The organism is Bacillus sp. FSL M8-0025, from assembly GCF_037975475.1.
Taxonomy (GTDB): domain Bacteria; phylum Bacillota; class Bacilli; order Bacillales; family Bacillaceae; genus Bacillus; species Bacillus subtilis.
The window spans coordinates 2,315,400-2,339,110 of record NZ_CP150258.1 but is presented as its reverse complement, the minus strand read 5'-3'; the positions used below and the strand labels follow the sequence as shown (position 1 = coordinate 2,339,110).

Sequence of the window (23,711 nt, the reverse complement as noted above, 5' to 3'; positions counted from 1 at the left end):
GAAATAGAGGTGCTTACATGAACAAAGGCCAGAGGCATATTAAAATCAGAGAGATCATTACAAGCAATGAAATCGAAACGCAGGATGAATTGGTCGACATGCTAAAGCAGGATGGATACAAAGTAACGCAGGCCACGGTATCACGGGATATTAAAGAACTTCACCTTGTAAAAGTGCCTACAAATAATGGTTCTTACAAATACAGTCTTCCGGCGGACCAGCGTTTCAATCCGCTGTCAAAGCTAAAGCGGGCATTGATGGACGCATTTGTGAAAATAGACTCAGCAAGCCATATGATTGTGCTGAAAACGATGCCGGGCAATGCCCAGGCAATCGGGGCGCTGATGGACAATTTGGACTGGGATGAAATGATGGGGACCATTTGCGGAGATGATACGATTTTAATTATTTGCCGGACTCCTGAAGATACAGAAGGCGTAAAAAACAGGCTCCTTGAACTGCTGTAACAGAAAATCTAACAAAGATAAGAGGTGTAATGCTGTTTGTTAGCTGAACTATCGATTAAAAACTTTGCCATTATTGAGGAACTGACGGTTTCTTTTGAACGCGGGCTTACGGTTTTAACAGGAGAAACCGGAGCCGGCAAATCCATCATCATAGATGCCATTTCTCTTTTAGTCGGAGGCCGCGGATCATCTGAATTTGTTAGATATGGGGAAGCAAAAGCCGAACTTGAAGGGCTGTTTCTGTTGGAGAGCGGCCATCCTGTTTTAGGCGTATGCGCTGAGCAGGGAATCGACGTTTCAGACGAAATGATCGTCATGAGAAGGGATATCAGCACGAGCGGGAAAAGCGTTTGCCGTGTCAATGGCAAGCTTGTCACGATTGCTTCACTAAGAGAGATCGGCAGGCTTTTATTAGATATTCACGGGCAGCACGATAACCAGCTGTTAATGGAAGACGAAAATCATCTCCAGCTTTTGGACAAGTTTGCCGGGGCCGAAGTGGAAAGCGCGCTCAAAACGTATCAGGAAGGGTACCAGCGGTATGTGAAGCTGCTCAAAAAGCTTAAGCAGCTTTCTGAAAGCGAACAGGAAATGGCCCATCGTCTTGATCTTATTCAATTTCAGCTCGAAGAAATCGAATCGGCAAAGCTTGAGCTTAACGAAGATGAACAGCTCCAAGAAGAGCGCCAGCAAATTTCAAACTTTGAGAAGATATATGAGTCGCTGCAAAATGCATATAACGCGCTTCGCAGTGAGCAGGGCGGATTGGACTGGGTTGGAATGGCATCAGCGCAGCTTGAAGATATATCTGATATAAACGAACCGCTGAAAAAAATGTCTGAAAGTGTTTCGAACTCCTACTATTTGCTTGAGGATGCCACATTTCAGATGAGAAATATGCTGGATGAGCTTGAATTTGATCCGGAACGCCTGAACTATATTGAGACGCGACTTAATGAAATCAAACAGCTGAAACGAAAATACGGTGCCACTGTTGAAGACATTTTGGAATATGCTTCTAAAATTGAAGAAGAGATTGACCAAATTGAAAACAGGGACAGCCACCTTCAAAGCTTGAAAAAGGAGCTTGACTCCGTCGGCAAAGATGTCGCAGTGGAAGCGGCAAATGTGTCACAAATCCGAAAAACATGGGCGAAAAAGCTGGCTGATGAGATTCATCGGGAATTAAAAAGCCTGTACATGGAAAAATCAACTTTTGATACGGAATTTAAGGTCAGAACAGCGTCACGCAATGAAGAGGCGCCGCTTGTAAACGGCCAGCCCGTTCAGCTGACTGAACAAGGGATTGACCTGGTGAAGTTTTTAATTTCAACCAATACAGGCGAGCCGCTGAAATCCCTTTCGAAAGTCGCTTCAGGTGGAGAGCTGTCACGGGTGATGCTTGCCATAAAAAGCATTTTTTCCTCACAACAGGATGTGACATCGATCATTTTTGACGAGGTTGATACCGGTGTAAGCGGCAGGGTCGCACAGGCAATTGCTGAGAAGATCCATAAGGTGTCAATAGGATCACAAGTGCTGTGCATTACACACCTGCCTCAGGTGGCTGCCATGGCCGATACGCATCTTTATATTGCGAAGGAGTTAAAAGACGGTAGAACGACGACACGTGTCAAGCCGCTGTCTAAGCAGGAAAAGGTAGCGGAAATCGGGCGCATGATTGCAGGTGTCGAGGTAACCGATTTAACGAAACGCCATGCGAAAGAACTTTTAAAACAAGCGGATCAAGTCAAAACAACTGGGTAAGCTGCGCGAGAAGCGCAGCTTATTTTTTTCGTGCACATCCATTCGTTCATCAGTATATCCAATGTTTTTCTTCATATGACAGTTATAAATAAGCCGTCAGAAGGCAAAATTAAATGATGTAGCAGCAAGTCATAAAGAAGGTGTGGGATAGGAGCGAGGAGAGTGAAGTAGTGAATGCCCGATAACATCAGAAAAGCAGTAGGTTTAATTCTCCTTGTTTCGTTATTAAGTGTAGGTTTATGCAAACCGCTAAAAGAATATTTACTGATTCCAACGCAAATGAGAGTATTTGAAACCCAAACACAAGCGATTGAAACGAGTTTATCGGTAAACGCTCAGACATCAGAATCCTCAGAAGCGTTTACAGTAAAGAAAGATCCGCATGAAATCAAGGTGACGGGCAAAAAATCAGGTGAGTCAGAATTGGTATATGATCTTGCCGGATTTCCAATTAAAAAAACAAAAGTGCATGTTCTTCCTGATTTAAAAGTTATACCTGGCGGACAATCAATCGGTGTAAAACTTCATTCCGTCGGTGTTCTTGTCGTCGGATTTCATCAAATCAATACAAGTGAAGGCAAAAAATCTCCGGGAGAAACGGCAGGAATTGAAGCGGGCGACATCATTATTGAGATGAATGGACAGAAAATTGAAAAAATGAATGATGTAGCCCCATTTATTCAAAAGGCTGGGAAAACTGGTGAATCTTTAGATTTACTGATCAAACGTGATAAACAGAAAATCAAAACGAAGCTGATCCCAGAAAAGGATGAAGGAGAAGGCAAATACAGAATCGGGTTATATATCAGAGATTCTGCTGCCGGCATCGGCACTATGACCTTTTATGAACCGAAAACAAAAAAATACGGAGCACTTGGCCACGTGATTTCCGATATGGACACAAAGAAACCAATTGTAGTGGAGAATGGAGAAATTGTTAAATCCACTGTAACATCAATTGAAAAAGGGACAGGCGGTAATCCGGGAGAAAAACTGGCGCGATTTTCCTCAGAACGCAAAACGATCGGGGATATTAACAGAAACAGCCCGTTTGGGATTTTCGGCACACTGCATCAGCCGATTCAAAACAACATATCAGATCAAGCATTGCCGGTTGCGTTTTCTACCGAAGTCAAAAAAGGGCCGGCTGAAATTTTAACGGTTATTGATGATGACAAAGTAGAAAAATTCGATATTGAAATCGTCAGCACAACGCCGCAAAAATTCCCTGCGACAAAAGGAATGGTGTTGAAAATTACCGATCCAAGACTGTTGAAAGAAACAGGAGGCATCGTACAGGGGATGAGCGGAAGCCCGATCATTCAAAATGGAAAAGTGATCGGTGCTGTCACCCATGTATTTGTAAATGACCCGACAAGCGGCTACGGTGTTCATATTGAATGGATGCTGTCAGAAGCAGGAATCGATATTTATGGAAAAGAAAAAGCAAGCTGACTGCCGGAGTTTCCGGCAGTTTTTTTATTTTGATCCCTCTTCACTTCTCAGAATACATACGGTAAAATATACAAAAGAAGATTTTTCGACAAATTCACGTTTCCTTGTTTGTCAAATTTCATTTTTAGTCGAAAAACAGAGAAAAACATAGAATAACAAAGATATGCCACTAATATTGGTGATTATGATTTTTTTAGAGGGTATATAGCGGTTTTGTCGAATGTAAACATGTAGCAAGGGTGAATCCTGTTAACTACATTTGGGGAGGAAGAAACGTGGAGAAAATTAAAGTTTGTGTTGCTGATGATAATCGAGAGCTGGTAAGCCTGTTAAGTGAATATATAGAAGGACAGGAAGACATGGAAGTGATCGGCGTTGCTTATAACGGACAGGAATGCCTGTCGCTGTTTAAAGAAAAAGATCCCGATGTGCTCGTATTAGATATTATTATGCCGCATCTAGACGGACTTGCGGTTTTAGAGAGGCTGAGGGAATCAGATCTGAAAAAACAGCCGAATGTCATTATGCTGACAGCCTTTGGGCAGGAAGATGTCACGAAAAAGGCCGTCGATTTAGGCGCGTCCTACTTTATTCTCAAACCGTTTGATATGGAAAACCTTGTCGGCCATATCCGCCAGGTCAGCGGAAATGCCAGCAGTGTGACGCATCGTGCGCCATCATCGCAAAGCAGTATTATACGCAGCAGCCAGCCTGAACCAAAGAAGAAAAATCTCGACGCGAGCATCACAAGCATTATCCATGAAATCGGCGTCCCAGCCCATATTAAAGGCTATCTCTATCTGCGCGAAGCAATCTCAATGGTATACAATGACATCGAATTGCTCGGCAGCATTACAAAAGTCCTCTATCCGGACATCGCCAAAAAATTTAACACAACCGCAAGCCGTGTAGAAAGAGCGATCCGTCATGCAATTGAAGTGGCATGGAGCAGAGGAAACATTGATTCCATTTCCTCGTTGTTCGGTTATACTGTCAGCATGACAAAAGCTAAACCGACAAATTCGGAGTTCATTGCAATGGTTGCGGATAAGCTGAGGTTAGAGCATAAGGCTTCTTAAACATGAGCTTATTAAGTGGTCATTAAATCAAACGTCTTTTATTTATTAGTTTGCGCTGATAAATAGGAGGCGTTTTGTTTTGGGGACATTTGTTAGTATGGGAGAAGAATATTAAGTACCCGCATATAGTAAAGGATGGGTTTGAAAAGCAAGGAAAGCAAATGGCGGTATTACCTGCACTCTTGGTCCATTCATACATCTTATAGGATCACGAGCATGATCGACCCTAGATGTGTCCGTTATAAAATGAAACCTTTCTCCTGCAAAATCGTAAGTAAGGCGTATTCATGTAAAAAGGAGACGTACGAATGAAAAAGAAAAAAGCAAGAAAGCGTGAGGGGTTTTTCCTGGATTTTCTTTTCGAAGTTGGCGGGGAGCTCTTTCTTTTGCTGTTTAGATGTGTACACAAACTATTTATATAAAGGGAAAAAAGACTGCCGAATCGTTTCGGCAGTCTTTGCACATTAATCTTTATAAGGCACCCAGCCTGGCGTGTTCACAATTGCTTGCCATAGCGGTTCAGGCAAATGATATTTTTCTTTATCTGTGCCTTTGATCACTGTTTCGATTTGCTTTTCACGGCCTTCTTTTACTTTTACCGTCCAGTCAGGGTCAACTAGAATTTCGCGTCCCATAGCGACCAGCGGAATACCGTTTTCGATGACGGCAAGCGCGTCATCAGCGGAATGGATGGAACCGACGGCGATCAGCGGCACTTTGTTTCCGACACGTTCATTCAATAAGTCCATGCGTGTGCGAGTCGGATCTGCACCGCGGCGCGCTTTTGAGTTCACGTCCATCAGTGAGACATGAAGATAATCCAATTCTTTATCTCCTAAAGCATCAACAAGCGTATAAGTTTCAGTCATTGTCAATCCCGGTGTCTCAGGTTCTTCCGGAGACAGGCGGTATCCGACTAAGAACGCACCCTTCGCATGTTCTGAAGCGGCTTTTTTCACTTCATCGACAATAGCGAGCGGGAAGGCTAATCGTTTTTCATCGCTTCCTCCCCAGCGATCCGTGCGCTGGTTGGTTTTCGGAGAATAAAACTGCTGAATTAAGTAGCCGTTTGCACCGTGAATTTCGACACCGTCAAAGCCGGCTTCAATGGCGCGTCTTGTCGCTTCTCCAAACGCCTTCACAATGTTTTCCACTTCTTCTTCTTTTAATGCGCGAGCAATTTGTTTGCCGTTATCAAACACGTCACTTGGCCCCACAACATCCTGTTGAGGAACGAGCTCAGACGGGCACTCAATACCGCCGTGATGAATTTGTACAACAGCTTTAGCGCCTTGTGCCTGAATGGCTTGTGCTAACTTTTTTAAACCTGGAATGTTGGAATCGTCATGGATGGCCGGCTGCCCGGGGAATGCTTTTCCGTCCGGTGTAACATTTGCGCAGGCTGTAATCACCATTCCCATCTCTTTTGAACGGGGGATGATGTAGTCGAGCTCCGCTTCAGATATTGTACCGTCTTCATTAGAAGCGTAATGAGTCATCGGTGCTACTGCGATCCGGTTGTTGATTGTAACGCCGCTTTTAAACGTAAATGGTTCAAAAAGTGGCTTATACTTAGGATTCATTTGATCATCTTCTTTCGTTTGGATTCGCACATATTCTAGCCTATATGTAAAAATTAATGCAATTGATCTGCTTTACCGACTGAATATCTTGAGTGCAGAGTGATGTTTTCGCCGCTCTTTTTCGGGGCCTTTGTAGCCGCCGCTGATTTGGTGGCCGATGGAGCATGTGATGACAGCTGCCGCCAGCAGCAGAACGAATTTTTTCATGGCTTTAACTTCTTTCAATAAAGTAAATATCCTTTAAAAGGTTACGCTTGGCTGACCCACCCGTCAAACGATTTGCTCACCCTATTCTCAAATTTTTTAAAATGAATAAAAAGTTGCTTCTTTCCGCTAATTTTTTCTAATTGGCACCTCAATTAGAGCCATCCTCATAGACAAATCTGCTCGTTATCTTTCTAACAACAGGAAATGATCGGGTCGTATAACCCTTTTGAAAATCATGGAACTTGCTCGCCTGCATTCGCGTTGTCTTTACAAATTCGCCATTCTGGTCAAAGATAAAAGCCAAACATCAGGAAGAGGTGGTCATGTGAAACAAACGGTTCTTTTGCTGTTTACTGCGCTCTTTCTTTCGGGGTGCAGTGTTGCAAGTGCGGATGACTCAGTGCCAAGGTTTACCGAAGAGGGAAAATACATTGGCTCGGCTGATCCTCATACGATTGCGGTTTCTCTTAATGGAGAAGAAACCATGATACAAGTTCCGAAGGATAAACGTGATGAATGTGAATTACTGCCAGATCAGACACATGTCCTGGTGAAATATACAAAGAAGGATAATGGAACTTTACAGCTGGAAGATATTCAGCTGCGAAAGAACTCGTCATAAAAAGACCGGAGGGAGTAAGTTGAGAATGTTATGGAGGAGCTTGGCGCTGTGCGGATTGGCTTTGACGCTCGCGCCTTGTGCACAGGCAGCAGAGCCGATAGAAGGGAAAACAGTGTATATTGATGCCGGACACGGCGGTGAAGATAGTGGAGCGGTCGGAAACGGGCTCTTTGAAAAGGATATTAATTTGTCTGTCTCAGAGCATGTGACAGACAAACTAAAAGAGGAGGGAGCCAATCCTGTTGCATCCCGGTCTGACGATCATTTTCTGACCTTGGAGGAAAGAGTGGCTAAGGCAAGTGCCAAACAGGCTGACCTTTTTGTCAGCATCCATGTGAATTCAGGGGTTGCTTCAGCTTCAGGAACAGAAACGTATTTTCAATCTGATTATGAAGGGGAGAGCAGCCGGCGTCTAGCATCCGATATTCAGTCAGAGCTCGTTTCTTCCTTACAAACGAGAGACAGGGGCGTGAAAGAATCAGACTTTTACGTCATTACATATTCACAAATGCCAAGTGTGTTGGCGGAGCTTGGGTTTATCACGAACAGCTCTGATGCGGACAAGCTGGGAAGTGAAGAATACCAGCAAAAGGCCGCAGATGCGATTGTCAACGGCATTGATTCTTATTATGATCAGTAGATTGATACAGCCTTAATCCTAGAGTGGAGCCGACAAAATAAGTATAATGGAGAAAACTTTAGGGTTTGAGGTGAAACGATGACAAAGATTTTTGCCCACCGGGGGGCCTCAGGTCAATTTCCCGAAAATACAATGCTTGCATTTGAAAAAGGAATTGAAGCCGGAGCGGATGGGATAGAGCTTGATGTACAGCTGACGAAAGACGGACGCATTGTTGTGATTCATGATGAAAGACTTAATCGCACGACATCACTTAAAGGATTCGTGAAGGATACAGCCTATGATGAGGTAAAGACTGCGAATGCGGCCGCTGGTCACGATCAAGCGTACAGCGATATAAAAGTGCCGCTGCTAGAAGATGTGCTCTCGTGGGCGGTAAAAAAGGATTTTCTCATCAACATTGAATTAAAAAACAGCGTGATCCGCTATGAGGGAATGGAAGAAAAAGTGCTGGAGGCAGTGAAGCGATTTAATGTAGAGGACAGAGTCATCCTATCCACGTTTAATCATGACAGCTTGGCGCTGTGCGCCCGGCTTGCACCGCATATCGAACGGGCAGTATTAACTTCAGATGTGCTTTATCAGGCAGATCGATATATCGCGTCTATTCCGGCTTCCGGCTATCACCCGAAGTTAAACAGCCCAGGGGTCACAGATGAAGTACTGAAGAAAATGAGGAACGGTTTGATTAAGGTAAGGCCGTATACAGTCAATCGTCCGGAAGATATGAAGCGTCTCATTGAAGCGGGAGCAGACGGCATGTTTACCGACTTTCCAGAAAAGGCTTCGGCATTGCTGAAAAATGAATAGTTGTTAGAAGGAGGCTGTTTGACGCAGCCTTCTTTTTTCATTCATTCATGCCCGTTTCAAAGCATACATTCATAGAAGACAACTAGAAATTGTAAGCGCTGTCTATCTTCTGAATGAGGTGAAACCATGAGGAAAACAGTCATTGTAAGTGCTGCAAGAACTCCATTTGGCAAATTCGGCGGAGTTTTGAAAGAGGTGAAAGCTGCTGAGCTTGGGGGCATTGTGATGAAGGAGGCGCTGCAACAGGCTGGAGTCTCTGGAGATGATGTAGAAGGAAACGTCATGGGCATGGTTGTCCAGGCCGGCTCAGGGCAGATACCTTCCCGTCAAGCTGCCCGTCTGGCGGGAATGCCTTGGAGTGTGCCGTCAGAAACACTAAATAAAGTCTGTGCTTCCGGCCTTCGCGCTGTCACTTTATGTGATCAAATGATTCGGGCGCAGGATGCGGACATACTTGTTGCGGGGGGGATGGAAAGCATGAGCAATATTCCGTATGCCGTTCCCGCCGGGCGCTGGGGAGCACGGATGGGGGACGGCGAGCTTAGGGACTTAATGGTGTATGACGGATTAACGTGCGCATTTGACGAGGTGCACATGGCTGTTCACGGAAATACAGCTGCCAAGGAATATGCAATCTCACGAAGAGAGCAGGACGAATGGGCGTTGAGAAGTCATGCAAGGGCAGCTAAGGCCGCCGATGAAGGGAAGTTTCAGGATGAAATTGTTCCCGTCAACTGGATCGGTCGAAAAGGAAAACCAAACGTTGTTGATAAAGATGAAGCGATTCGCCGTGACACAAGTCTGGATCAGCTCGCGAAACTTGCTCCGATTTATGCAAGTGACGGTTCTATCACAGCCGGCAATGCTCCTGGAGTCAATGACGGAGCCGGCGCGTTCGTGCTGATGTCTGAGGAAAAAGCTGCTGAGCTTGGCAAACGGCCTCTGGCTACAATTCTTGGTTTTTCAACTACGGGAATGCCAGCGCACGAGCTGGCGGCAGCGCCGGGGTTTGCCATTAACAAGCTCCTGAAAAAGAACGGTTTAACTGTCCAAGATATTGACTTGTTTGAAGTAAATGAAGCTTTTGCTTCAGTTGTTTTGACATGTGAAAAAATCGTAGGTTTCGATCTTGAAAAAGTAAATGTAAATGGCGGTGCGATCGCGCTCGGACACCCGATCGGCGCGAGCGGTGCGAGAATTCTCATGACGCTTGTTTATGAATTAAAGCGACGGGGAGGGGGTCTGGGCGTTGCCGCTATTTGCAGCGGGGCAGCACAGGGAGACGCCGTCTTAGTGCAGGTTCATTAAAACATGATGAAAAAGGGGATTTCAATGGAAATCAAACAAATCATGGTAGCTGGCGCAGGTCAGATGGGAAGCGGAATTGCTCAAACAGCTGCCGACGCAGGCTTTTATGTGCGGATGTATGATGTGAATCCAGAGGCCGCGGAGGCAGGATTGAAACGGCTGAAGAAACAGCTGGCCCGTGATGCTGAGAAAGGAAAAAGGACCGAGACGGAAGTGAAGAGCGTAATCAGCCGCATTTCGATTTCTCAAACGCTTGAGGAGGCAGAGCATGCGGACATTGTGATTGAGGCTATCGCAGAAAACATGGCGGCAAAAACTGAGATGTTTAAAACACTTGATCGCATTTGCCCGCCTCATACGATTTTGGCCAGCAATACATCTTCCTTGCCTATTACAGAAATCGCTGCTGTAACAAACCGGCCTCAACGGGTTATTGGCATGCATTTTATGAATCCCGTCCCTGTAATGAAGCTGGTTGAAGTGATTCGCGGCTTGGCTACATCAGAAGAAACGGCCTTAGATGTTATGGCATTAGCGGAAAAGATGGGGAAAACAGCGGTAGAAGTCAATGATTTTCCTGGGTTTGTTTCCAACCGTGTGCTTCTTCCAATGATTAATGAAGCCATCTATTGCGTGTATGAGGGAGTGGCGAAGCCGGAGGCAATAGATGAAGTGATGAAGCTGGGCATGAATCATCCGATGGGTCCGCTTGCATTAGCGGATTTTATCGGACTGGATACGTGTTTATCAATTATGGAAGTCCTTCACTCAGGCCTTGGCGATTCCAAATACCGTCCTTGCCCGCTGCTCCGCAAGTATGTCAAAGCAGGCTGGCTTGGCAAAAAGAGCGGACGCGGTTTTTATGACTATGAGGAGAAGACTTCCTGAAGTCTATTCCATCCGGGGGTGGCCGAGTTGCATGTAACCCAAGAGCAAGTCATGATGCGAAAAATGGTGCGTGATTTTGCACGAAAAGAAATTGCTCCCGCTGCGGAAATCATGGAGAAAACGGACGAATTTCCCTTTCAGCTGATCAAAAAAATGGGTAAACACGGACTGATGGGAATACCGGTGCCGGAACAATACGGCGGTGCTGGAGCGGACGTTGTTTCTTATATTTTGGCAATTCATGAGATTTCTAGAATCAGCGCGGCTGTCGGCGTGATTCTCTCCGTTCATACCTCAGTCGGCACGAATCCGATTCTGTATTTCGGCAACGAAGAACAGAAGATGAAATATATACCAAATCTCGCGTCAGGAGACCATTTGGGCGCATTTGCACTAACGGAGCCTCACTCGGGGTCGGATGCCGGGAGCCTCCGCACAACAGCAATCAAAAAGAACGGCAAATACCTATTAAACGGATCGAAAATATTCATAACGAATGGCGGAGCAGCTGATATCTATATCACATTTGCTTTAACAGCTCCAGATCAAGGCAGGCACGGGATTTCGGCTTTTATTGTTGAAAAAAACACACCCGGTTTTACCGTTGGAAAAAAAGAAAGAAAGCTGGGGCTTTATGGCTCCAATACTACGGAACTGATTTTTGATAATGCAGAAGTGCCTGAAGCCAATTTGCTTGGCAAAGAGGGGGATGGCTTTCACATTGCCATGGCGAATTTAAATGTCGGCCGGATCGGCATTGCGGCACAGGCCCTCGGAATTGCAGAGGCGGCTCTTGAGCATGCCGTTGATTATGCGAAGCAGCGAGTGCAATTTGGAAGGCCGATTGCAGCCAATCAAGGCATATCATTTAAGCTGGCTGATATGGCGACTAGAGCTGAGGCGGCAAGACATCTTGTCTACCACGCTGCAGACCTTCATAACCGCGGCCTAAACTGTGGAAAAGAAGCGTCTATGGCTAAACAATTTGCTTCCGATGCAGCCGTAAAGGCGGCGTTAGACGCCGTTCAAATTTATGGGGGATATGGCTATATGAAGGATTATCCAGTTGAGCGCCTGCTTCGCGATGCAAAGGTGACGCAAATTTATGAAGGGACGAACGAGATTCAAAGACTGATTATTTCCAAGTATTTGCTTGGCGGAACCTGATAGACAAAAAACGCAAAAACGGAGGTTGAGGATATGGAGGAGAAACAGCATTATTCTCCAGGGTTGGACGGTGTGATTGCGGCAGAAACTCATATTTCTTATCTTGACACGCAGTCCAGCCAGATTTTGATAAGAGGCTATGATTTAATAGAACTTTCTGAAACAAAAAGCTATCTGGAGCTTGTCCATTTATTGCTGGAGGGCAGGCTGCCAGAAGAAAGTGAAATGGAAACGCTGGAACGTAAAATAAACAGTGCCTCAAGCCTGCCTGCTGATCATCTCCGTCTGCTTGAGCTGCTCCCTGAGGACACTCATCCAATGGATGGTCTGCGTACCGGCCTGTCGGCACTTGCTGGCTATGATCGGCAAATTGATGATCGGTCTCCTTCCGCAAACAAAGAACGCGCCTATCAGCTTCTTGGGAAAATGCCTGCCCTCACTGCTGCCAGCTACAGGATCATTAATAAGAAAGAACCGATTCTTCCGCTTCAAACCCTATCCTACAGTGCGAATTTTCTCTACATGATGACAGGGAAATTGCCGTCTTCATTGGAAGAACAGATTTTTGACCGGTCGCTCGTCCTGTACAGTGAGCATGAGATGCCGAATTCAACCTTTGCGGCCAGGGTCATTGCATCTACACATTCAGATCTTTATGGGGCTTTGACTGGGGCTGTCGCTTCCCTGAAAGGGAATCTTCACGGAGGAGCAAACGAAGCTGTGATGTATTTGCTTTTGGAGGCAAAAACGACATCTGATTTTGAGCAGCTTTTGCAAACAAAACTGAAAAGAAAAGAAAAAATCATGGGCTTCGGCCACCGGGTGTATATGAAAAAAATGGACCCGAGAGCACTCATGATGAAAGAGGCGCTGCAGCAATTATGCGATAAAGCCGGTGACCATCGTTTATATGAGATGTGCGAAGCGGGTGAGCGGCTGATGGAGAAGGAAAAAGGGCTTTACCCGAATTTGGATTACTATGCTGCCCCAGTGTATTGGATGCTCGGCATACCGATTCCTTTATATACGCCGATCTTTTTCAGCGCGAGAACGTCCGGTTTATGCGCCCATGTGATCGAACAGCATGCCAATAATCGGCTCTTCCGTCCCCGTGTCAGTTACATGGGCCCGCGATATCAAACAAAATCATGAAAGGAGCTGGTAGAATGCCGAAAACGGATCGTGTTATCGAAGAAATCACAGACTATGTGCTTGAGAAAGAGATTACTAGTGCCGAAGCGTATACAACAGCGGGGCATGTATTGCTGGATACCCTGGGCTGCGGGATCTTGGCGCTACGGTATCCGGAATGCACAAAGCTGCTTGGCCCGATTGTTCCAGGAACGACTGTGCCGAATGGAAGCAAAGTGCCGGGAACGTCATATGTTCTCGATCCTGTGAGGGCAGCGTTTAATATTGGCTGCATGATTCGCTGGCTCGATTACAACGATACGTGGCTGGCGGCGGAGTGGGGGCATCCATCCGATAACTTGGGAGGAATCCTTGCCGCTGCTGATTATGTATCAAGAGTGAGGCTGTCTGAAGGAAAAGAGCCGTTAACGGTACGCGACGTACTTGAGATGATGATCAAAGCACACGAGATCCAAGGTGTGCTGGCGTTAGAAAACAGCTTAAATCGAGTTGGCCTTGACCATGTGCTGTTTGTCAAAGTTGCGACAACTGCTGTTGCAGCAAAGCTTTTGGGCGGCGGAAGAGAAGAAATCAAAAATGCGCTTTCGAATGCATGGATTGACAATGCAGCATTGAGGACATACCGCCATTCACCAAATACAGGCTCGCGTAAATCATGGGCGGCAGGAGATGCAACGAGCAGAGGTGTTCATTTGGCGCTGATGTCGTTAAAAGGGGAAATGGGTTATCCGACAGCCTTGAGTGCACCGGGTTGGGGGTTCCAAGACGTTTTATTCAATAAGAAAGAGATCAAGCTTGCCCGTCCGCTCGACGCTTATGTCATGGAAAATGTGTTATTTAAAGTGTCTTATCCTGCGGAATTTCACGCCCAGACAGCGGCGGAGTGCGCCGTCATTCTTCACCCGCAGGTAAAGAACCGGATTGATGAGATTGACCGAGTTGTCATCAGAACGCATGAATCCGCTATCCGAATCATTGATAAAAAAGGCCCGCTCCACAATCCGGCAGACCGTGATCACTGCCTCCAATACATTACAGCAATCGGTTTGCTTTTTGGTGATATCACCGCACAGCATTATGAAGCTGAAACAGCGAGTGATCCGAGAATAGATAAACTTCGTGATAAAATGGAAGTGACTGAAAATAAAACATATACCGAGGATTATTTGAAACCTGATAAACGTTCCATCTCAAATGCCGTTCAGGTTCATTTTAAAGACGGAACGAGCACGGAAATGGTGGAATGTGAGTTTCCCCTCGGCCATCGTTTTCGAAGAGAGGAAGCAGTGCCGAAACTGCTGGAAAAGTTTTCTGACAATCTCAAAACCCATTTTCCTGATAAACAGCACAAACACATTTATGAGCGCTGTACCAGCTATGAGACATTACAAACGATGCGCGTAAATGAATTCGTAGACATGTTCTGCATGTAAAAGGGGGATTTGTTTCATGTCGTGGATCGTCAATAAGCAATCGTCACAAGAGGAGCTTGCCGGGCGTTTCCGCAAGCTGATGTCAGCACCGGACATTCTTCAAATTCCCGGCGCCCATGACGGGATGGCCGCTTTGCTTGCGAAAGAAGCCGGTTTTTCTGCTATTTATTTGTCCGGTGCTGCCTATACAGCCAGCAGGGGGCTGCCTGATTTAGGGATCATCACATCGGCAGAGATAGCTGAACGGGCCAAAGATCTTGTACGTGCAGCTGATCTGCCTCTGCTTGTGGATATCGATACGGGATTTGGCGGTGTCTTAAATGCCGCCCGAACAGCCCGGGAGATGCTTGAAGCAAGGGTAGCAGCCGTTCAAATAGAAGACCAGCAGCTTCCAAAAAAATGCGGACATTTAAATGGCAAACAGCTAGTTCCGATAAAGGAAATGGCGCAAAAAATAAAAGCCATTAAACAAGCGGCACCCTCCCTTATTGTTGTTGCCCGTACTGATGCCAGGGCGCAGGAAGGGCTTGCTGCCGCAATAAAACGTTCAGAGGCTTACATTGAGGCGGGAGCGGACGCAATTTTCCCGGAAGCGCTACAGGCGGAGAATGAATTCCGCCAGTTTGCTGAGCGTATCCCCGTTCCGCTCCTTGCGAATATGACTGAATTTGGGAAAACCCCATATTATCGTGCCGATGAATTCGAAGATATGGGGTTTCACATGGTGATATATCCTGTCACCTCGCTTCGAGCGGCGGCAAAAGCTTGTGAGCGGATGTTTGGTTTGATGAAGAAGCACGGCTCACAAAAAGAAGGACTTCATGATATGCAGACACGAAAAGAACTGTACGATACGATTTCTTATTATGACTATGAAGCGTTAGACAAAACGATTGCCAAGACCGTTTTGCCTGACGAATAATGCAACAAAAAAAGCCGGAGCATTCTCCGGCTTTTTTTCAGCTATCGTTTTCTGAATCGCGGGCTGACTTGATTGCGTTTTCTGTCTCTGTATAAAATGAACCCGGCCAGCACATAGAGGCCGATCGCAAAAAAGATGAATCCTGACAACCCTTGGAGCCAAAGAGCTGAAAATGGCTTGATTGTATGGCCGAAAAGTGTATCTCTCATCAGTTTAATGCCTAAAGCAGAAATAGCCCCGGGGATGACTAATATTAAAAGCGCAAGAAGTCGGCTCATATCTTCAGAAAACCCCTTTATCTTTTCATTTCCTTTATTGTCCAGCGGAAAAAATATTTTGTCAAGAGAAGAAAACGTGGTAACATAGGGTTGTGCAAATTATTGCAACGGAATAAATAGGTGTGCAAATTTTTTCATACAAAGGGGTATCGGGATGCAAAAGGTACTGATAGTAGGTGCCGGCAAAAGGGGAACGGCGTTATTACATATTCTGATTAAAACAGCCATCATAGATATCATTGCCGTAGTTGACAAAGACCCCGAGGCGCCGGGATTGAAAGAAGCAGAACAGTATGGGATTGCCGTATCATCTGATTGGAAATCTTACATACAACAAAAACCGGATATCGTCATTCATACCACCGGCGATCAAGCCGTGTTTGACGAGCTCCTTCAAAAAAAGCATGAAGATACCATTGTCATGCCGGGAAAAATGGCATACATCGTTTTTCAGTTGATGGAAGAAAAGCAGCACCTGATTCAAATGCTAAAAGAGCAAACCTATAAATATGACAGAATTTTTAATTCCACCCATGATGGAATGATTTTTATTGATATCAATGAAGAAATCATTCTCTTTAACCATATGGCCGAAAAAATGGTCGGGAAAAAACGTGAGGAAGTCATTGGGCGCCCAATAAAAGAAGTGATTCCGAGCACGAAGATGCCGCGGATTTTAAAAACAAGAGTGCCTGAATACAACCAGAAGCAGCTGTTAGGCGATCATTTGCAAATTGTGACCACAAGGCTGCCGATTATTGATGAAGGCGGACGTCTGCTCGGGGCTCTTTGTGTTTTTAAAGATATCACTGATGCGGTCGAGCTGGCAGAGGAAGTGACCAACTTAAAGCAGGTCCGTACGATGCTGGAGGCAATTATTCAATCCTCCGATGAGGCGATTTCTGTCGTTGATGAAAACGGCATCGGCCTGCTAATCAATAAAGCGTATACGAAAATGACGGGGCTTTCTGAAAAAGAAGTCATCGGCAAGCCTGCAAACACTGATATTTCCGAAGGCGAAAGCATGCATTTAAAGGTGCTTGAAACAAGACGTCCTGTCCGCGGTGTCAGAATGAAGGTCGGCCCGAATGAAAAAGAAGTGATCGTTAATGTAGCACCGGTGATTGTGGACGGGATTTTGAAAGGCAGCGTCGGCGTGATTCACGATGTTTCCGAAATTAAAATGCTGACAGCGGAGCTTAATCGCGCCAGACAAATTATTCGCACGCTTGAAGCGAAATACACGTTTGACGACATTATCGGCAAAAGCGAGCAAATGCTGGTTGCGCTTGAGCAGGCGAAGCTCGGTGCGAAAACACCGGCAACCATCTTGCTGCGCGGGGAATCAGGAACAGGAAAAGAACTGTTCGCCCATGCCATCCATAACGAAAGTGACCGGAAATACAATAAATTTATTCGCGTGAATTGTGCAGCCCTTTCTGAAAACCTGCTCGAATCAGAATTGTTCGGCTATGAGGATGGTGCGTTTTCAGGAGCGAAGCGCGGCGGTAAAAAGGGTTTATTTGAGGAAGCAAATAACGGCAGTATTTTCTTAGATGAAATCGGTGAGCTGACACAAAATATGCAGGCCAAATTGCTACGCGTCCTTCAAGAAAAGGAAATCGTCAGAGTGGGCGGCACGAAAGCGATACCTGTCAACGTCAGAGTGATCGCGGCGACAAATGTAAATATTGAAAAGGCGATGGCGGACGGAACATTCCGGGAAGACCTGTATTACCGGATCAATCGCTATCCGATCTCCATCCCGCCTTTGCGGCAGCGGTTGGAGGACATTGAAGCATTGAGCGTCAGACTTATCCAAAAGATCAACCGGGATTACGGCAGGAATGTAAAAGGGCTCTCACAACAAGCCTTGCGCGCCTTATCTGCCTACCATTGGCCTGGGAATGTCCGGGAGCTTGAAAATGTCCTTGGACGAGCCATGATTTTTCTGAATCCGCATATGGAATGGATTGAAAAAGATCACTTGCCTGTATTCGAACTTGAGCAAAAAGAAAATGACACAGATCAGGGAACAGGTTTTGATTTTCCGGATATTGAAGGCGAAAAGCTGTCTGTCGCAGTAGAAAAATTTGAAGCACATTTGATCCAGCAAACGCTCGAAAAGCATCATTTTAACCGGACAAAAACAGCAAAAGCTCTCGGTGTCAGCATTCGGAACTTATATTACAAAATGGATAAATATGGCCTTGCAAATGAAGGCATGCAATAATTTGCAGAATAAACGCAAACATCTGCACGAATGTTTCAATATACCTGGTATGACAGCACCCTTAAGAGCTGGCATGGAACTTGCATAATAAAAGGCGGAGTCGAAACAAGAAAGGTGGTAACAGATGAAGCTGAAAGATTTAATCGGCAAAGCGTCGATACACAAAAATAAGACCATTGCGGTTGCTCATGCTGAGGATGAGGAAGTGATCCGGGCTGTAAAGCTGGCAGCCGAGCACCTATCTGCCCGTTTCTTGTTAACGGGCGACAGCACAAAACTGAACGAGCTGACATCATCCATGCAAGGGCATCAAGTGGAAATCGTCCATGCCGATACTCCTGAGGAATCGGCGAAATTAGCGGTTCGTGCTGTGCATCATAAAACAGCGGACGTTTTAATGAAAGGCAATGTGCCGACTTCTGTTTTGCTTAAAGCGGTATTGAACAGACAGGAGGGGCTTCGGTCAGCAAGTGTCCTTTCTCACGTGGCTGTATTCGATATACCGGATTTTGACCGGCTGATGTTTGTGACAGATTCGGCAATGAATATTGCTCCTTCGCTGGAAGAGCTCCGGCAGATTTTGCAAAATGCCGTTCATGTGGCCCATGCAGTGGGGAAAAATATGCCAAAAGCAGCTGCCCTTGCAGCGGTCGAAACGGTGAACCCAAAAATGGAAGCAACCGTGAATGCAGCTGCTCTAGCTCAAATGTACAAAAGGGGCCAGATCAAAGGCTGCATTGTTGATGGACCGCTTGCTTTGGATAACGCAGTTTCACAAATTGCCGCGGCTCAGAAAAAAATTTCGGGAGACGTAGCGGGCAACGCAGATATCCTTCTCGTCCCAACAATTGAGGCCGGCAATATTTTATATAAATCACTGATTTATTTTGCCAAAGCCAGCGTGGCGGCTGTCATAACAGGAGCCAAAGCACCGATTGCCTTAACAAGCAGAGCGGACTCTGCTGAAAATAAACTGTATTCCATTGCGCTGGCAATATGCGCATCCGAAGAATACACACATTAGGAGGAACGAACATGGAACTTTTTAAATATATGGAGAAATACGATTACGAACAATTGGTATTCTGCCAGGATGAACAATCTGGATTAAAAGCGATTATCGCGATTCATGATACAACGCTTGGTCCGGCGCTTGGCGGAACGAGAATGTGGACATATGAAAATGAAGAAGCGGCAATTGAAGATGCGCTCAGATTGGCTAGAGGCATGACCTATAAGAACGCGGCGGCAGGCTTAAACCTTGGCGGCGGAAAAACAGTCATTATCGGCGATCCGCGCAAAGACAAAAATGAAGAAATGTTCCGCGCGTTTGGCCGCTATATTCAAGGGCTGAATGGCAGATACATCACGGCTGAAGATGTGGGTACAACGGTCGAGGATATGGATATCATTCATGATGAGACAGACTATGTCACAGGGATTTCTCCTGCTTTCGGCTCTTCTGGAAATCCGTCCCCAGTCACAGCGTACGGGGTGTACAGAGGAATGAAGGCAGCAGCTAAAGCTGCTTTCGGAACCGACTCTCTTGAAGGAAAAACCATTGCTGTACAGGGTGTTGGGAACGTAGCCTATAACCTTTGCCGCCACCTGCATGAAGAAGGAGCAAACTTAATCGTTACGGATATCAACAAACAATCTGTACAGCGTGCAGTTGAAGATTTTGGCGCCCGTGCTGTAGATCCTGATGACATTTATTCACAAGACTGCGATATTTATGCGCCGTGTGCCCTTGGTGCGACTATTAACGACGACACCATTAAACAGCTGAAGGCGAAAGTGATTGCAGGTGCGGCTAACAACCAATTAAAAGAGACACGCCATGGTGATCAAATTCACGAAATGGGCATTGTTTATGCACCGGATTACGTGATTAACGCGGGCGGTGTTATCAACGTGGCAGATGAGCTTTACGGCTATAATGCAGAACGTGCATTGAAAAAAGTTGAAGGCATTTACGGCAATATCGAGCGTGTACTTGAGATTTCTCAGCGTGACGGCATTCCTGCATATTTAGCGGCTGACCGCTTAGCAGAGGAACGGATTGAACGCATGCGCCGCTCAAGAAGCCAGTTTTTGCAAAACGGCCACAGTGTATTAAGCAGACGTTAAGAAATTGATCTGGAGGTTATGAAAGTGCTACATGACGAAAAACGCATTCTCACAATTAATCCAGGCTCAACTTCAACGAAAATCGGTGTTTTTCATAATGAAAGAAGCATTTTTGAAAAAACATTGAGACACAACATAGAAGAGCTGCAGCGATTTGACCGAATTATTGATCAGTATGAATTTCGTAAAAACCATATTCTCGAAACGCTTCATGAACAGGGAATCAATATCTCGAAGTTTGATGCAGTCTGCGCAAGAGGCGGCCTTCTCCGGCCAATTGAAGGCGGGACCTACGTAGTGAATGATGACATGATTGAGGACTTGAAAAGCGGTTACGCCGGTCAGCATGCTTCTAATCTCGGCGGCATTATCGCGCGGGAAATCGCTGACGGCCTGAATATCCCTTCGTATATCGTCGACCCTGTTGTCGTAGACGAAATGTCAGTGCTTGCGAAAGTGTCAGGCATGCCTGAAATTGAACGGAAAAGCATTTTCCATGCGTTAAACCAAAAAGCTATCGCTCGTAAAGCGGCAGCCTCTCTTGGCAAACGATATGAGAACATGAAAATGATTATTACCCATATGGGCGGAGGTATTACAATTGGCGTCCATGACCGCGGGCGAGTGGTAGATGTCAATAACGGCCTGCACGGCGAGGGACCATTCAGTCCTGAACGAGCAGGAACAGTGCCTGCGGGAGATCTTGTTGATCTATGTTTTTCAGGGGAATATACAAAAGAAGAAATCATGAAAAAGCTTGTTGGCACCGGCGGACTTTTAGGCTATCTCGGTACTAATGATGCAGTAAAAGTGGAACAGATGATTCAAGGGGGCGATGAAAAAGCCCGCTTCATTTATGATGCCATGGCATATCAGGTAGCAAAGGAAATCGGGGCAGCCAGCGCGGCGTTAAAAGGCGAAGTTGAAGCGATTGTGCTGACGGGAGGCCTTGCGTACGGCAAAAGCTTTGTTTCTGCTATCAGATCATACATAGATTGGATTTCAGACGTTTTAGTCTATCCGGGTGAAAATGAACTGCAGTCTCTTGCCCAAGGGGCGCTCAGAGTATTGCAGGGCGAAGAGCAATCCAAACAATATCGTATTGAATAGACAGACAGGAGTGAGTCACCATGGCAACTGAGTATGACGTAGTCATTCTGGGCGGCGGTACCGGCGGTTATGTTGCGGCCATCAGAGCCGCTCAGCTCGGCTTAAAAACAGCCGTTGTGGAAAAGGAAAAACTCGGAGGAACATGTCTGCATAAAGGCTGTATCCCGAGTAAAGCGCTGCTTAGAAGCGCAGAGGTATACCGGACAGCTCGTGAAGCCGATCAATTCGGGGTGGAAACGGCTGGCGTGTCCCTCAACTTTGAAAAAGTGCAGCAGCGTAAGCAATCCGTTGTTGATAAGCTTGCAGCGGGTGTAAATCATTTAATGAAAAAAGGAAAAATTGACGTGTACACCGGATATGGACGTATTCTTGGACCGTCAATCTTCTCTCCGCTGCCGGGAACAATTTCTGTTGAGCGGGGAAATGGCGAAGAAAATGACATGCTGATCCCGAAACAAGTGATCATTGCAACAGGATCAAGACCGAGAATGCTTCCGGGTCTTGAAGCGGACGGTAAGTCTGTACTGACTTCAGATGAGGCGCTCCAAATGGAGGAGCTGCCACAGTCAATCATCATTGTCGGCGGAGGGGTTATCGGTATCGAATGGGCGTCTATGCTTCATGATTTTGGTGTGAAGGTAACGGTTATTGAATACGCGGATCGCATATTGCCGACTGAAGATCTAGAGATTTCAAAAGAAATGGAAAGTCTTCTTAAGAAAAAAGGCATCCAGTTCATAACAGGGGCAAAAGTGCTGCCTGACACAATGACAAAAACATCAGACGATATCAGCATACAAGCGGAAAAAGACGGAGAAACCGTTACCTATTCTGCTGAGAAAATGCTTGTTTCCATCGGCAGACAGGCAAATATCGAAGGCATCGGCCTAGAGAACACCGATATTGTTACTGAAAATGGCATGATTTCAGTCAATGAAAGCTGCCAAACGAAGGAATCTCATATTTATGCAATCGGAGACGTAATCGGTGGCCTGCAGTTAGCTCACGTTGCTTCACATGAGGGAATTATTGCTGTTGAGCATTTTGCAGGTCTCAATCCGCATCCGCTTGATCCGACGCTTGTGCCGAAGTGCATTTACTCAAGCCCTGAAGCTGCCAGTGTCGGCTTAACCGAAGACGAAGCAAAGGCGAACGGGCATAATGTCAAAATCGGCAAGTTCCCATTTATGGCGATTGGAAAAGCGCTTGTATACGGTGAAAGCGACGGTTTTGTCAAAATCGTGGCGGACCGAGATACAGATGATATTCTCGGCGTTCATATGATCGGCCCGCATGTCACCGACATGATTTCTGAAGCGGGTCTTGCCAAAGTGCTGGACGCAACGCCGTGGGAGGTCGGGCAAACGATTCACCCGCATCCAACGCTTTCTGAAGCAATTGGAGAAGCAGCGCTTGCCGCAGATGGCAAAGCCATTCATTTTTAAAAGCATAAAGGAGGGGCTTGAATGAGTAAAAACCGACATCAAGCACTAGGGCTGACTGATCAGGAAGCCGTTGATATGTATAGAACCATGCTGTTAGCAAGAAAAATCGATGAAAGAATGTGGCTGTTAAACCGTTCTGGTAAAATTCCATTTGTAATCTCTTGTCAAGGACAGGAAGCAGCACAGGTAGGAGCGGCTTTCGCACTTGACCGTGAAATGGATTATGTATTGCCGTACTACAGAGACATGGGTGTCGTTCTCGCGTTTGGCATGACAGCAAAGGACTTAATGATGTCCGGGTTTGCAAAAGCAGCAGATCCGAACTCAGGAGGCCGCCAGATGCCGGGACATTTCGGACAAAAGAAAAACCGCATTGTGACGGGATCATCTCCGGTTACAACGCAAGTGCCGCACGCAGTCGGTATTGCGCTTGCGGGACGTATGGAGAAAAAGGATATCGCAGCCTTTGTTACATTTGGGGAAGGGTCTTCAAACCAAGGCGATTTCCATGAAGGGGCGAACTTTGCCGCTGTCCATAAGCTGCCGGTTATTTTCATGTGTGAAAACAACAAATACGCAATCTCAGTGCCTTACGATAAGCAAGTCGCATGTGAGAACATTTCCGACCGTGCCGTAGGCTATGGGATGCCTGGCGTAACTGTGAATGGAAATGATCCGCTTGAAGTTTATCAAGCGGTCAAAGAAGCACGCGAAAGGGCACGCAGAGGAGAAGGCCCAACATTAATTGAAACGATTTCTTACCGCCTTACACCACATTCCAGTGATGACGATGACAGCAGCTACAGAGGTCGTGAAGAAGTAGCGGAAGCGAAAAAAAGTGATCCCCTGCTTACTTATCAAGCTTACTTAAAGGAAACAGGCCTGCTGTCCGATGAGATAGAACAAACCATGCTGGATGAAATTATGGCAATCGTAAATGAAGCGACGGATGAAGCGGAGAACGCCCCATATGCAGCTCCTGAGTCAGCGCTTGATTATGTGTATGCGAAGTAGG

At 46.1% G+C, this 23,711-nt stretch carries 22 protein-coding genes; 19 read left to right on the top strand and 3 right to left on the bottom strand.

Annotation, left to right across the window (positions count from 1 at the left end; genetic code table 11):
- The first annotated feature begins 17 nt into the window (after positions 1 to 17).
- The 4 genes from argR (at position 18) to spo0A (ending at position 4,768) form a co-directional block, all read left to right on the top strand.
- A complete protein-coding gene (argR, locus tag MKX38_RS11900; protein ID WP_003230265.1) occupies positions 18 to 467 on the top strand; it encodes an arginine repressor ArgR in 450 nt (149 codons plus the stop codon).
- 36 nt (positions 468 to 503) lie between these two features.
- Entirely contained in the window at positions 504 to 2,234 is a 1,731-nt protein-coding gene (gene recN, locus MKX38_RS11895) for a DNA repair protein RecN (RefSeq protein WP_003230267.1), read from the top strand.
- A gap of 174 nt (positions 2,235 to 2,408) precedes the next feature.
- Positions 2,409 to 3,689 carry a SpoIVB peptidase gene (gene spoIVB / locus MKX38_RS11890; RefSeq protein ID WP_004398697.1) on the top strand — a complete coding sequence of 427 codons (1,281 nt, stop codon included), beginning with the start codon at positions 2,409 to 2,411 and terminating at the stop codon, positions 3,687 to 3,689.
- Positions 3,690 to 3,964: 275 nt separating this feature from the next.
- Positions 3,965 to 4,768: a sporulation transcription factor Spo0A gene (gene spo0A / locus MKX38_RS11885; protein ID WP_003226427.1), complete on the top strand. Its 804-nt coding sequence runs from the start codon at positions 3,965 to 3,967 to the stop codon at positions 4,766 to 4,768.
- A 464-nt stretch (positions 4,769 to 5,232) separates the two neighbouring features.
- On the opposite strand, the gene MKX38_RS11880 is transcribed toward spo0A, so the two are convergent.
- Complete coding sequence (locus MKX38_RS11880) at positions 5,233 to 6,351, bottom strand: NADH-dependent flavin oxidoreductase (RefSeq protein ID WP_042976476.1); 1,119 nt, start codon at positions 6,349 to 6,351, stop codon at positions 5,233 to 5,235.
- 72 nt (positions 6,352 to 6,423) lie between these two features.
- Positions 6,424 to 6,576, bottom strand: a complete 153-nt coding sequence (locus MKX38_RS11875) for a hypothetical protein (protein ID WP_014480226.1) — start codon at positions 6,574 to 6,576, stop codon at positions 6,424 to 6,426.
- A gap of 307 nt (positions 6,577 to 6,883) precedes the next feature.
- Here MKX38_RS11875 and MKX38_RS11870 point away from each other — a divergent pair, with 307 nt between their 5' ends.
- The 9 genes from MKX38_RS11870 (at position 6,884) to prpB (ending at position 15,500) form a co-directional block, all read left to right on the top strand.
- Complete coding sequence (locus MKX38_RS11870; protein ID WP_029317929.1) at positions 6,884 to 7,180, top strand: hypothetical protein; 297 nt, start codon at positions 6,884 to 6,886, stop codon at positions 7,178 to 7,180.
- A gap of 19 nt (positions 7,181 to 7,199) precedes the next feature.
- Positions 7,200 to 7,820: an N-acetylmuramoyl-L-alanine amidase gene (locus MKX38_RS11865; protein WP_151262328.1), complete on the top strand. Its 621-nt coding sequence runs from the start codon at positions 7,200 to 7,202 to the stop codon at positions 7,818 to 7,820.
- 78 nt (positions 7,821 to 7,898) lie between these two features.
- The gene (locus tag MKX38_RS11860; RefSeq protein ID WP_015714234.1) at positions 7,899 to 8,630 is read left to right on the top strand and encodes a glycerophosphodiester phosphodiesterase; all 732 of its coding nucleotides are present in this window, start codon (positions 7,899 to 7,901) and stop codon (positions 8,628 to 8,630) included.
- Positions 8,631 to 8,756: 126 nt separating this feature from the next.
- Positions 8,757 to 9,938 carry an acetyl-CoA C-acetyltransferase gene (locus MKX38_RS11855; protein WP_003230291.1) on the top strand — a complete coding sequence of 394 codons (1,182 nt, stop codon included), beginning with the start codon at positions 8,757 to 8,759 and terminating at the stop codon, positions 9,936 to 9,938.
- Between the two features lie 24 nt (positions 9,939 to 9,962).
- Positions 9,963 to 10,826, top strand: a complete 864-nt coding sequence (locus MKX38_RS11850; protein ID WP_014480222.1) for a 3-hydroxybutyryl-CoA dehydrogenase — start codon at positions 9,963 to 9,965, stop codon at positions 10,824 to 10,826.
- A gap of 27 nt (positions 10,827 to 10,853) precedes the next feature.
- Positions 10,854 to 11,993, top strand: a complete 1,140-nt coding sequence (locus MKX38_RS11845; RefSeq protein WP_003245999.1) for an Acyl-CoA dehydrogenase — start codon at positions 10,854 to 10,856, stop codon at positions 11,991 to 11,993.
- A 33-nt stretch (positions 11,994 to 12,026) separates the two neighbouring features.
- Positions 12,027 to 13,145 carry a citrate synthase gene (gene mmgD / locus MKX38_RS11840; protein ID WP_003230298.1) on the top strand — a complete coding sequence of 373 codons (1,119 nt, stop codon included), beginning with the start codon at positions 12,027 to 12,029 and terminating at the stop codon, positions 13,143 to 13,145.
- A 14-nt stretch (positions 13,146 to 13,159) separates the two neighbouring features.
- Positions 13,160 to 14,578, top strand: a complete 1,419-nt coding sequence (locus MKX38_RS11835) for a bifunctional 2-methylcitrate dehydratase/aconitate hydratase (protein WP_015251743.1) — start codon at positions 13,160 to 13,162, stop codon at positions 14,576 to 14,578.
- 16 nt (positions 14,579 to 14,594) lie between these two features.
- The gene (prpB, locus tag MKX38_RS11830) at positions 14,595 to 15,500 is read left to right on the top strand and encodes a methylisocitrate lyase (protein WP_339187235.1); all 906 of its coding nucleotides are present in this window, start codon (positions 14,595 to 14,597) and stop codon (positions 15,498 to 15,500) included.
- A gap of 41 nt (positions 15,501 to 15,541) precedes the next feature.
- On the opposite strand, the gene MKX38_RS11825 is transcribed toward prpB, so the two are convergent.
- A complete protein-coding gene (locus tag MKX38_RS11825; protein WP_003230304.1) occupies positions 15,542 to 15,778 on the bottom strand; it encodes a DUF2627 domain-containing protein in 237 nt (78 codons plus the stop codon).
- Positions 15,779 to 15,932: 154 nt separating this feature from the next.
- On the opposite strand from MKX38_RS11825, the gene MKX38_RS11820 reads away from it, so the two are divergent.
- The 6 genes from MKX38_RS11820 to bfmBAA all read left to right on the top strand — a co-directional run bounded on the left by MKX38_RS11820 (position 15,933) and on the right by bfmBAA (position 23,710).
- The gene (locus MKX38_RS11820) at positions 15,933 to 18,011 is read left to right on the top strand and encodes a sigma 54-interacting transcriptional regulator (RefSeq protein WP_339187233.1); all 2,079 of its coding nucleotides are present in this window, start codon (positions 15,933 to 15,935) and stop codon (positions 18,009 to 18,011) included.
- 124 nt (positions 18,012 to 18,135) lie between these two features.
- Positions 18,136 to 19,035, top strand: coding sequence for a phosphate butyryltransferase (gene yqiS, locus MKX38_RS11815; RefSeq protein ID WP_085186470.1), 900 nt, complete (start codon positions 18,136 to 18,138; stop codon positions 19,033 to 19,035).
- Positions 19,036 to 19,046: 11 nt separating this feature from the next.
- Positions 19,047 to 20,141 carry a branched-chain amino acid dehydrogenase gene (gene bcd, locus MKX38_RS11810; RefSeq protein WP_003230309.1) on the top strand — a complete coding sequence of 365 codons (1,095 nt, stop codon included), beginning with the start codon at positions 19,047 to 19,049 and terminating at the stop codon, positions 20,139 to 20,141.
- Positions 20,142 to 20,159: 18 nt separating this feature from the next.
- On the top strand, positions 20,160 to 21,251 hold the full coding sequence (gene buk / locus MKX38_RS11805; protein WP_339187229.1) for a butyrate kinase: 1,092 nt from the start codon (positions 20,160 to 20,162) through the stop codon (positions 21,249 to 21,251).
- Between the two features lie 20 nt (positions 21,252 to 21,271).
- Positions 21,272 to 22,696, top strand: a complete 1,425-nt coding sequence (gene lpdA / locus MKX38_RS11800) for a dihydrolipoyl dehydrogenase (protein WP_167408276.1) — start codon at positions 21,272 to 21,274, stop codon at positions 22,694 to 22,696.
- A 21-nt stretch (positions 22,697 to 22,717) separates the two neighbouring features.
- Positions 22,718 to 23,710, top strand: coding sequence for a 3-methyl-2-oxobutanoate dehydrogenase subunit alpha (gene bfmBAA, locus MKX38_RS11795; protein WP_339187227.1), 993 nt, complete (start codon positions 22,718 to 22,720; stop codon positions 23,708 to 23,710).
- Position 23,711 lies beyond the last annotated feature (1 nt).

Excerpts from the sequence above, each read along its gene's own strand:
- argR (WP_003230265.1), top strand. The coding sequence starts at position 18 with ATGAACAAAGGCCAGAGGCATATTAAAATCAGAGAGATCATTACAAGC.
- spoIVB (WP_004398697.1), top strand. The coding sequence starts at position 2,409 with ATGCCCGATAACATCAGAAAAGCAGTAGGTTTAATTCTCCTTGTTTCG.
- MKX38_RS11880 (WP_042976476.1), bottom strand. The coding sequence starts at position 6,351 with ATGAATCCTAAGTATAAGCCACTTTTTGAACCATTTACGTTTAAAAGC.
- MKX38_RS11860 (WP_015714234.1), top strand. The coding sequence starts at position 7,899 with ATGACAAAGATTTTTGCCCACCGGGGGGCCTCAGGTCAATTTCCCGAA.
- MKX38_RS11855 (WP_003230291.1), top strand. The coding sequence starts at position 8,757 with ATGAGGAAAACAGTCATTGTAAGTGCTGCAAGAACTCCATTTGGCAAA.
- MKX38_RS11850 (WP_014480222.1), top strand. The coding sequence starts at position 9,963 with ATGGAAATCAAACAAATCATGGTAGCTGGCGCAGGTCAGATGGGAAGC.
- mmgD (WP_003230298.1), top strand. The coding sequence starts at position 12,027 with ATGGAGGAGAAACAGCATTATTCTCCAGGGTTGGACGGTGTGATTGCG.
- MKX38_RS11835 (WP_015251743.1), top strand. The coding sequence starts at position 13,160 with ATGCCGAAAACGGATCGTGTTATCGAAGAAATCACAGACTATGTGCTT.
- prpB (WP_339187235.1), top strand. The coding sequence starts at position 14,595 with ATGTCGTGGATCGTCAATAAGCAATCGTCACAAGAGGAGCTTGCCGGG.
- MKX38_RS11825 (WP_003230304.1), bottom strand. The coding sequence starts at position 15,778 with ATGAGCCGACTTCTTGCGCTTTTAATATTAGTCATCCCCGGGGCTATT.
- MKX38_RS11820 (WP_339187233.1), top strand. The coding sequence starts at position 15,933 with ATGCAAAAGGTACTGATAGTAGGTGCCGGCAAAAGGGGAACGGCGTTA.
- yqiS (WP_085186470.1), top strand. The coding sequence starts at position 18,136 with ATGAAGCTGAAAGATTTAATCGGCAAAGCGTCGATACACAAAAATAAG.
- bcd (WP_003230309.1), top strand. The coding sequence starts at position 19,047 with ATGGAACTTTTTAAATATATGGAGAAATACGATTACGAACAATTGGTA.
- buk (WP_339187229.1), top strand. The coding sequence starts at position 20,160 with ATGAAAGTGCTACATGACGAAAAACGCATTCTCACAATTAATCCAGGC.
- lpdA (WP_167408276.1), top strand. The coding sequence starts at position 21,272 with ATGGCAACTGAGTATGACGTAGTCATTCTGGGCGGCGGTACCGGCGGT.
- bfmBAA (WP_339187227.1), top strand. The coding sequence starts at position 22,718 with ATGAGTAAAAACCGACATCAAGCACTAGGGCTGACTGATCAGGAAGCC.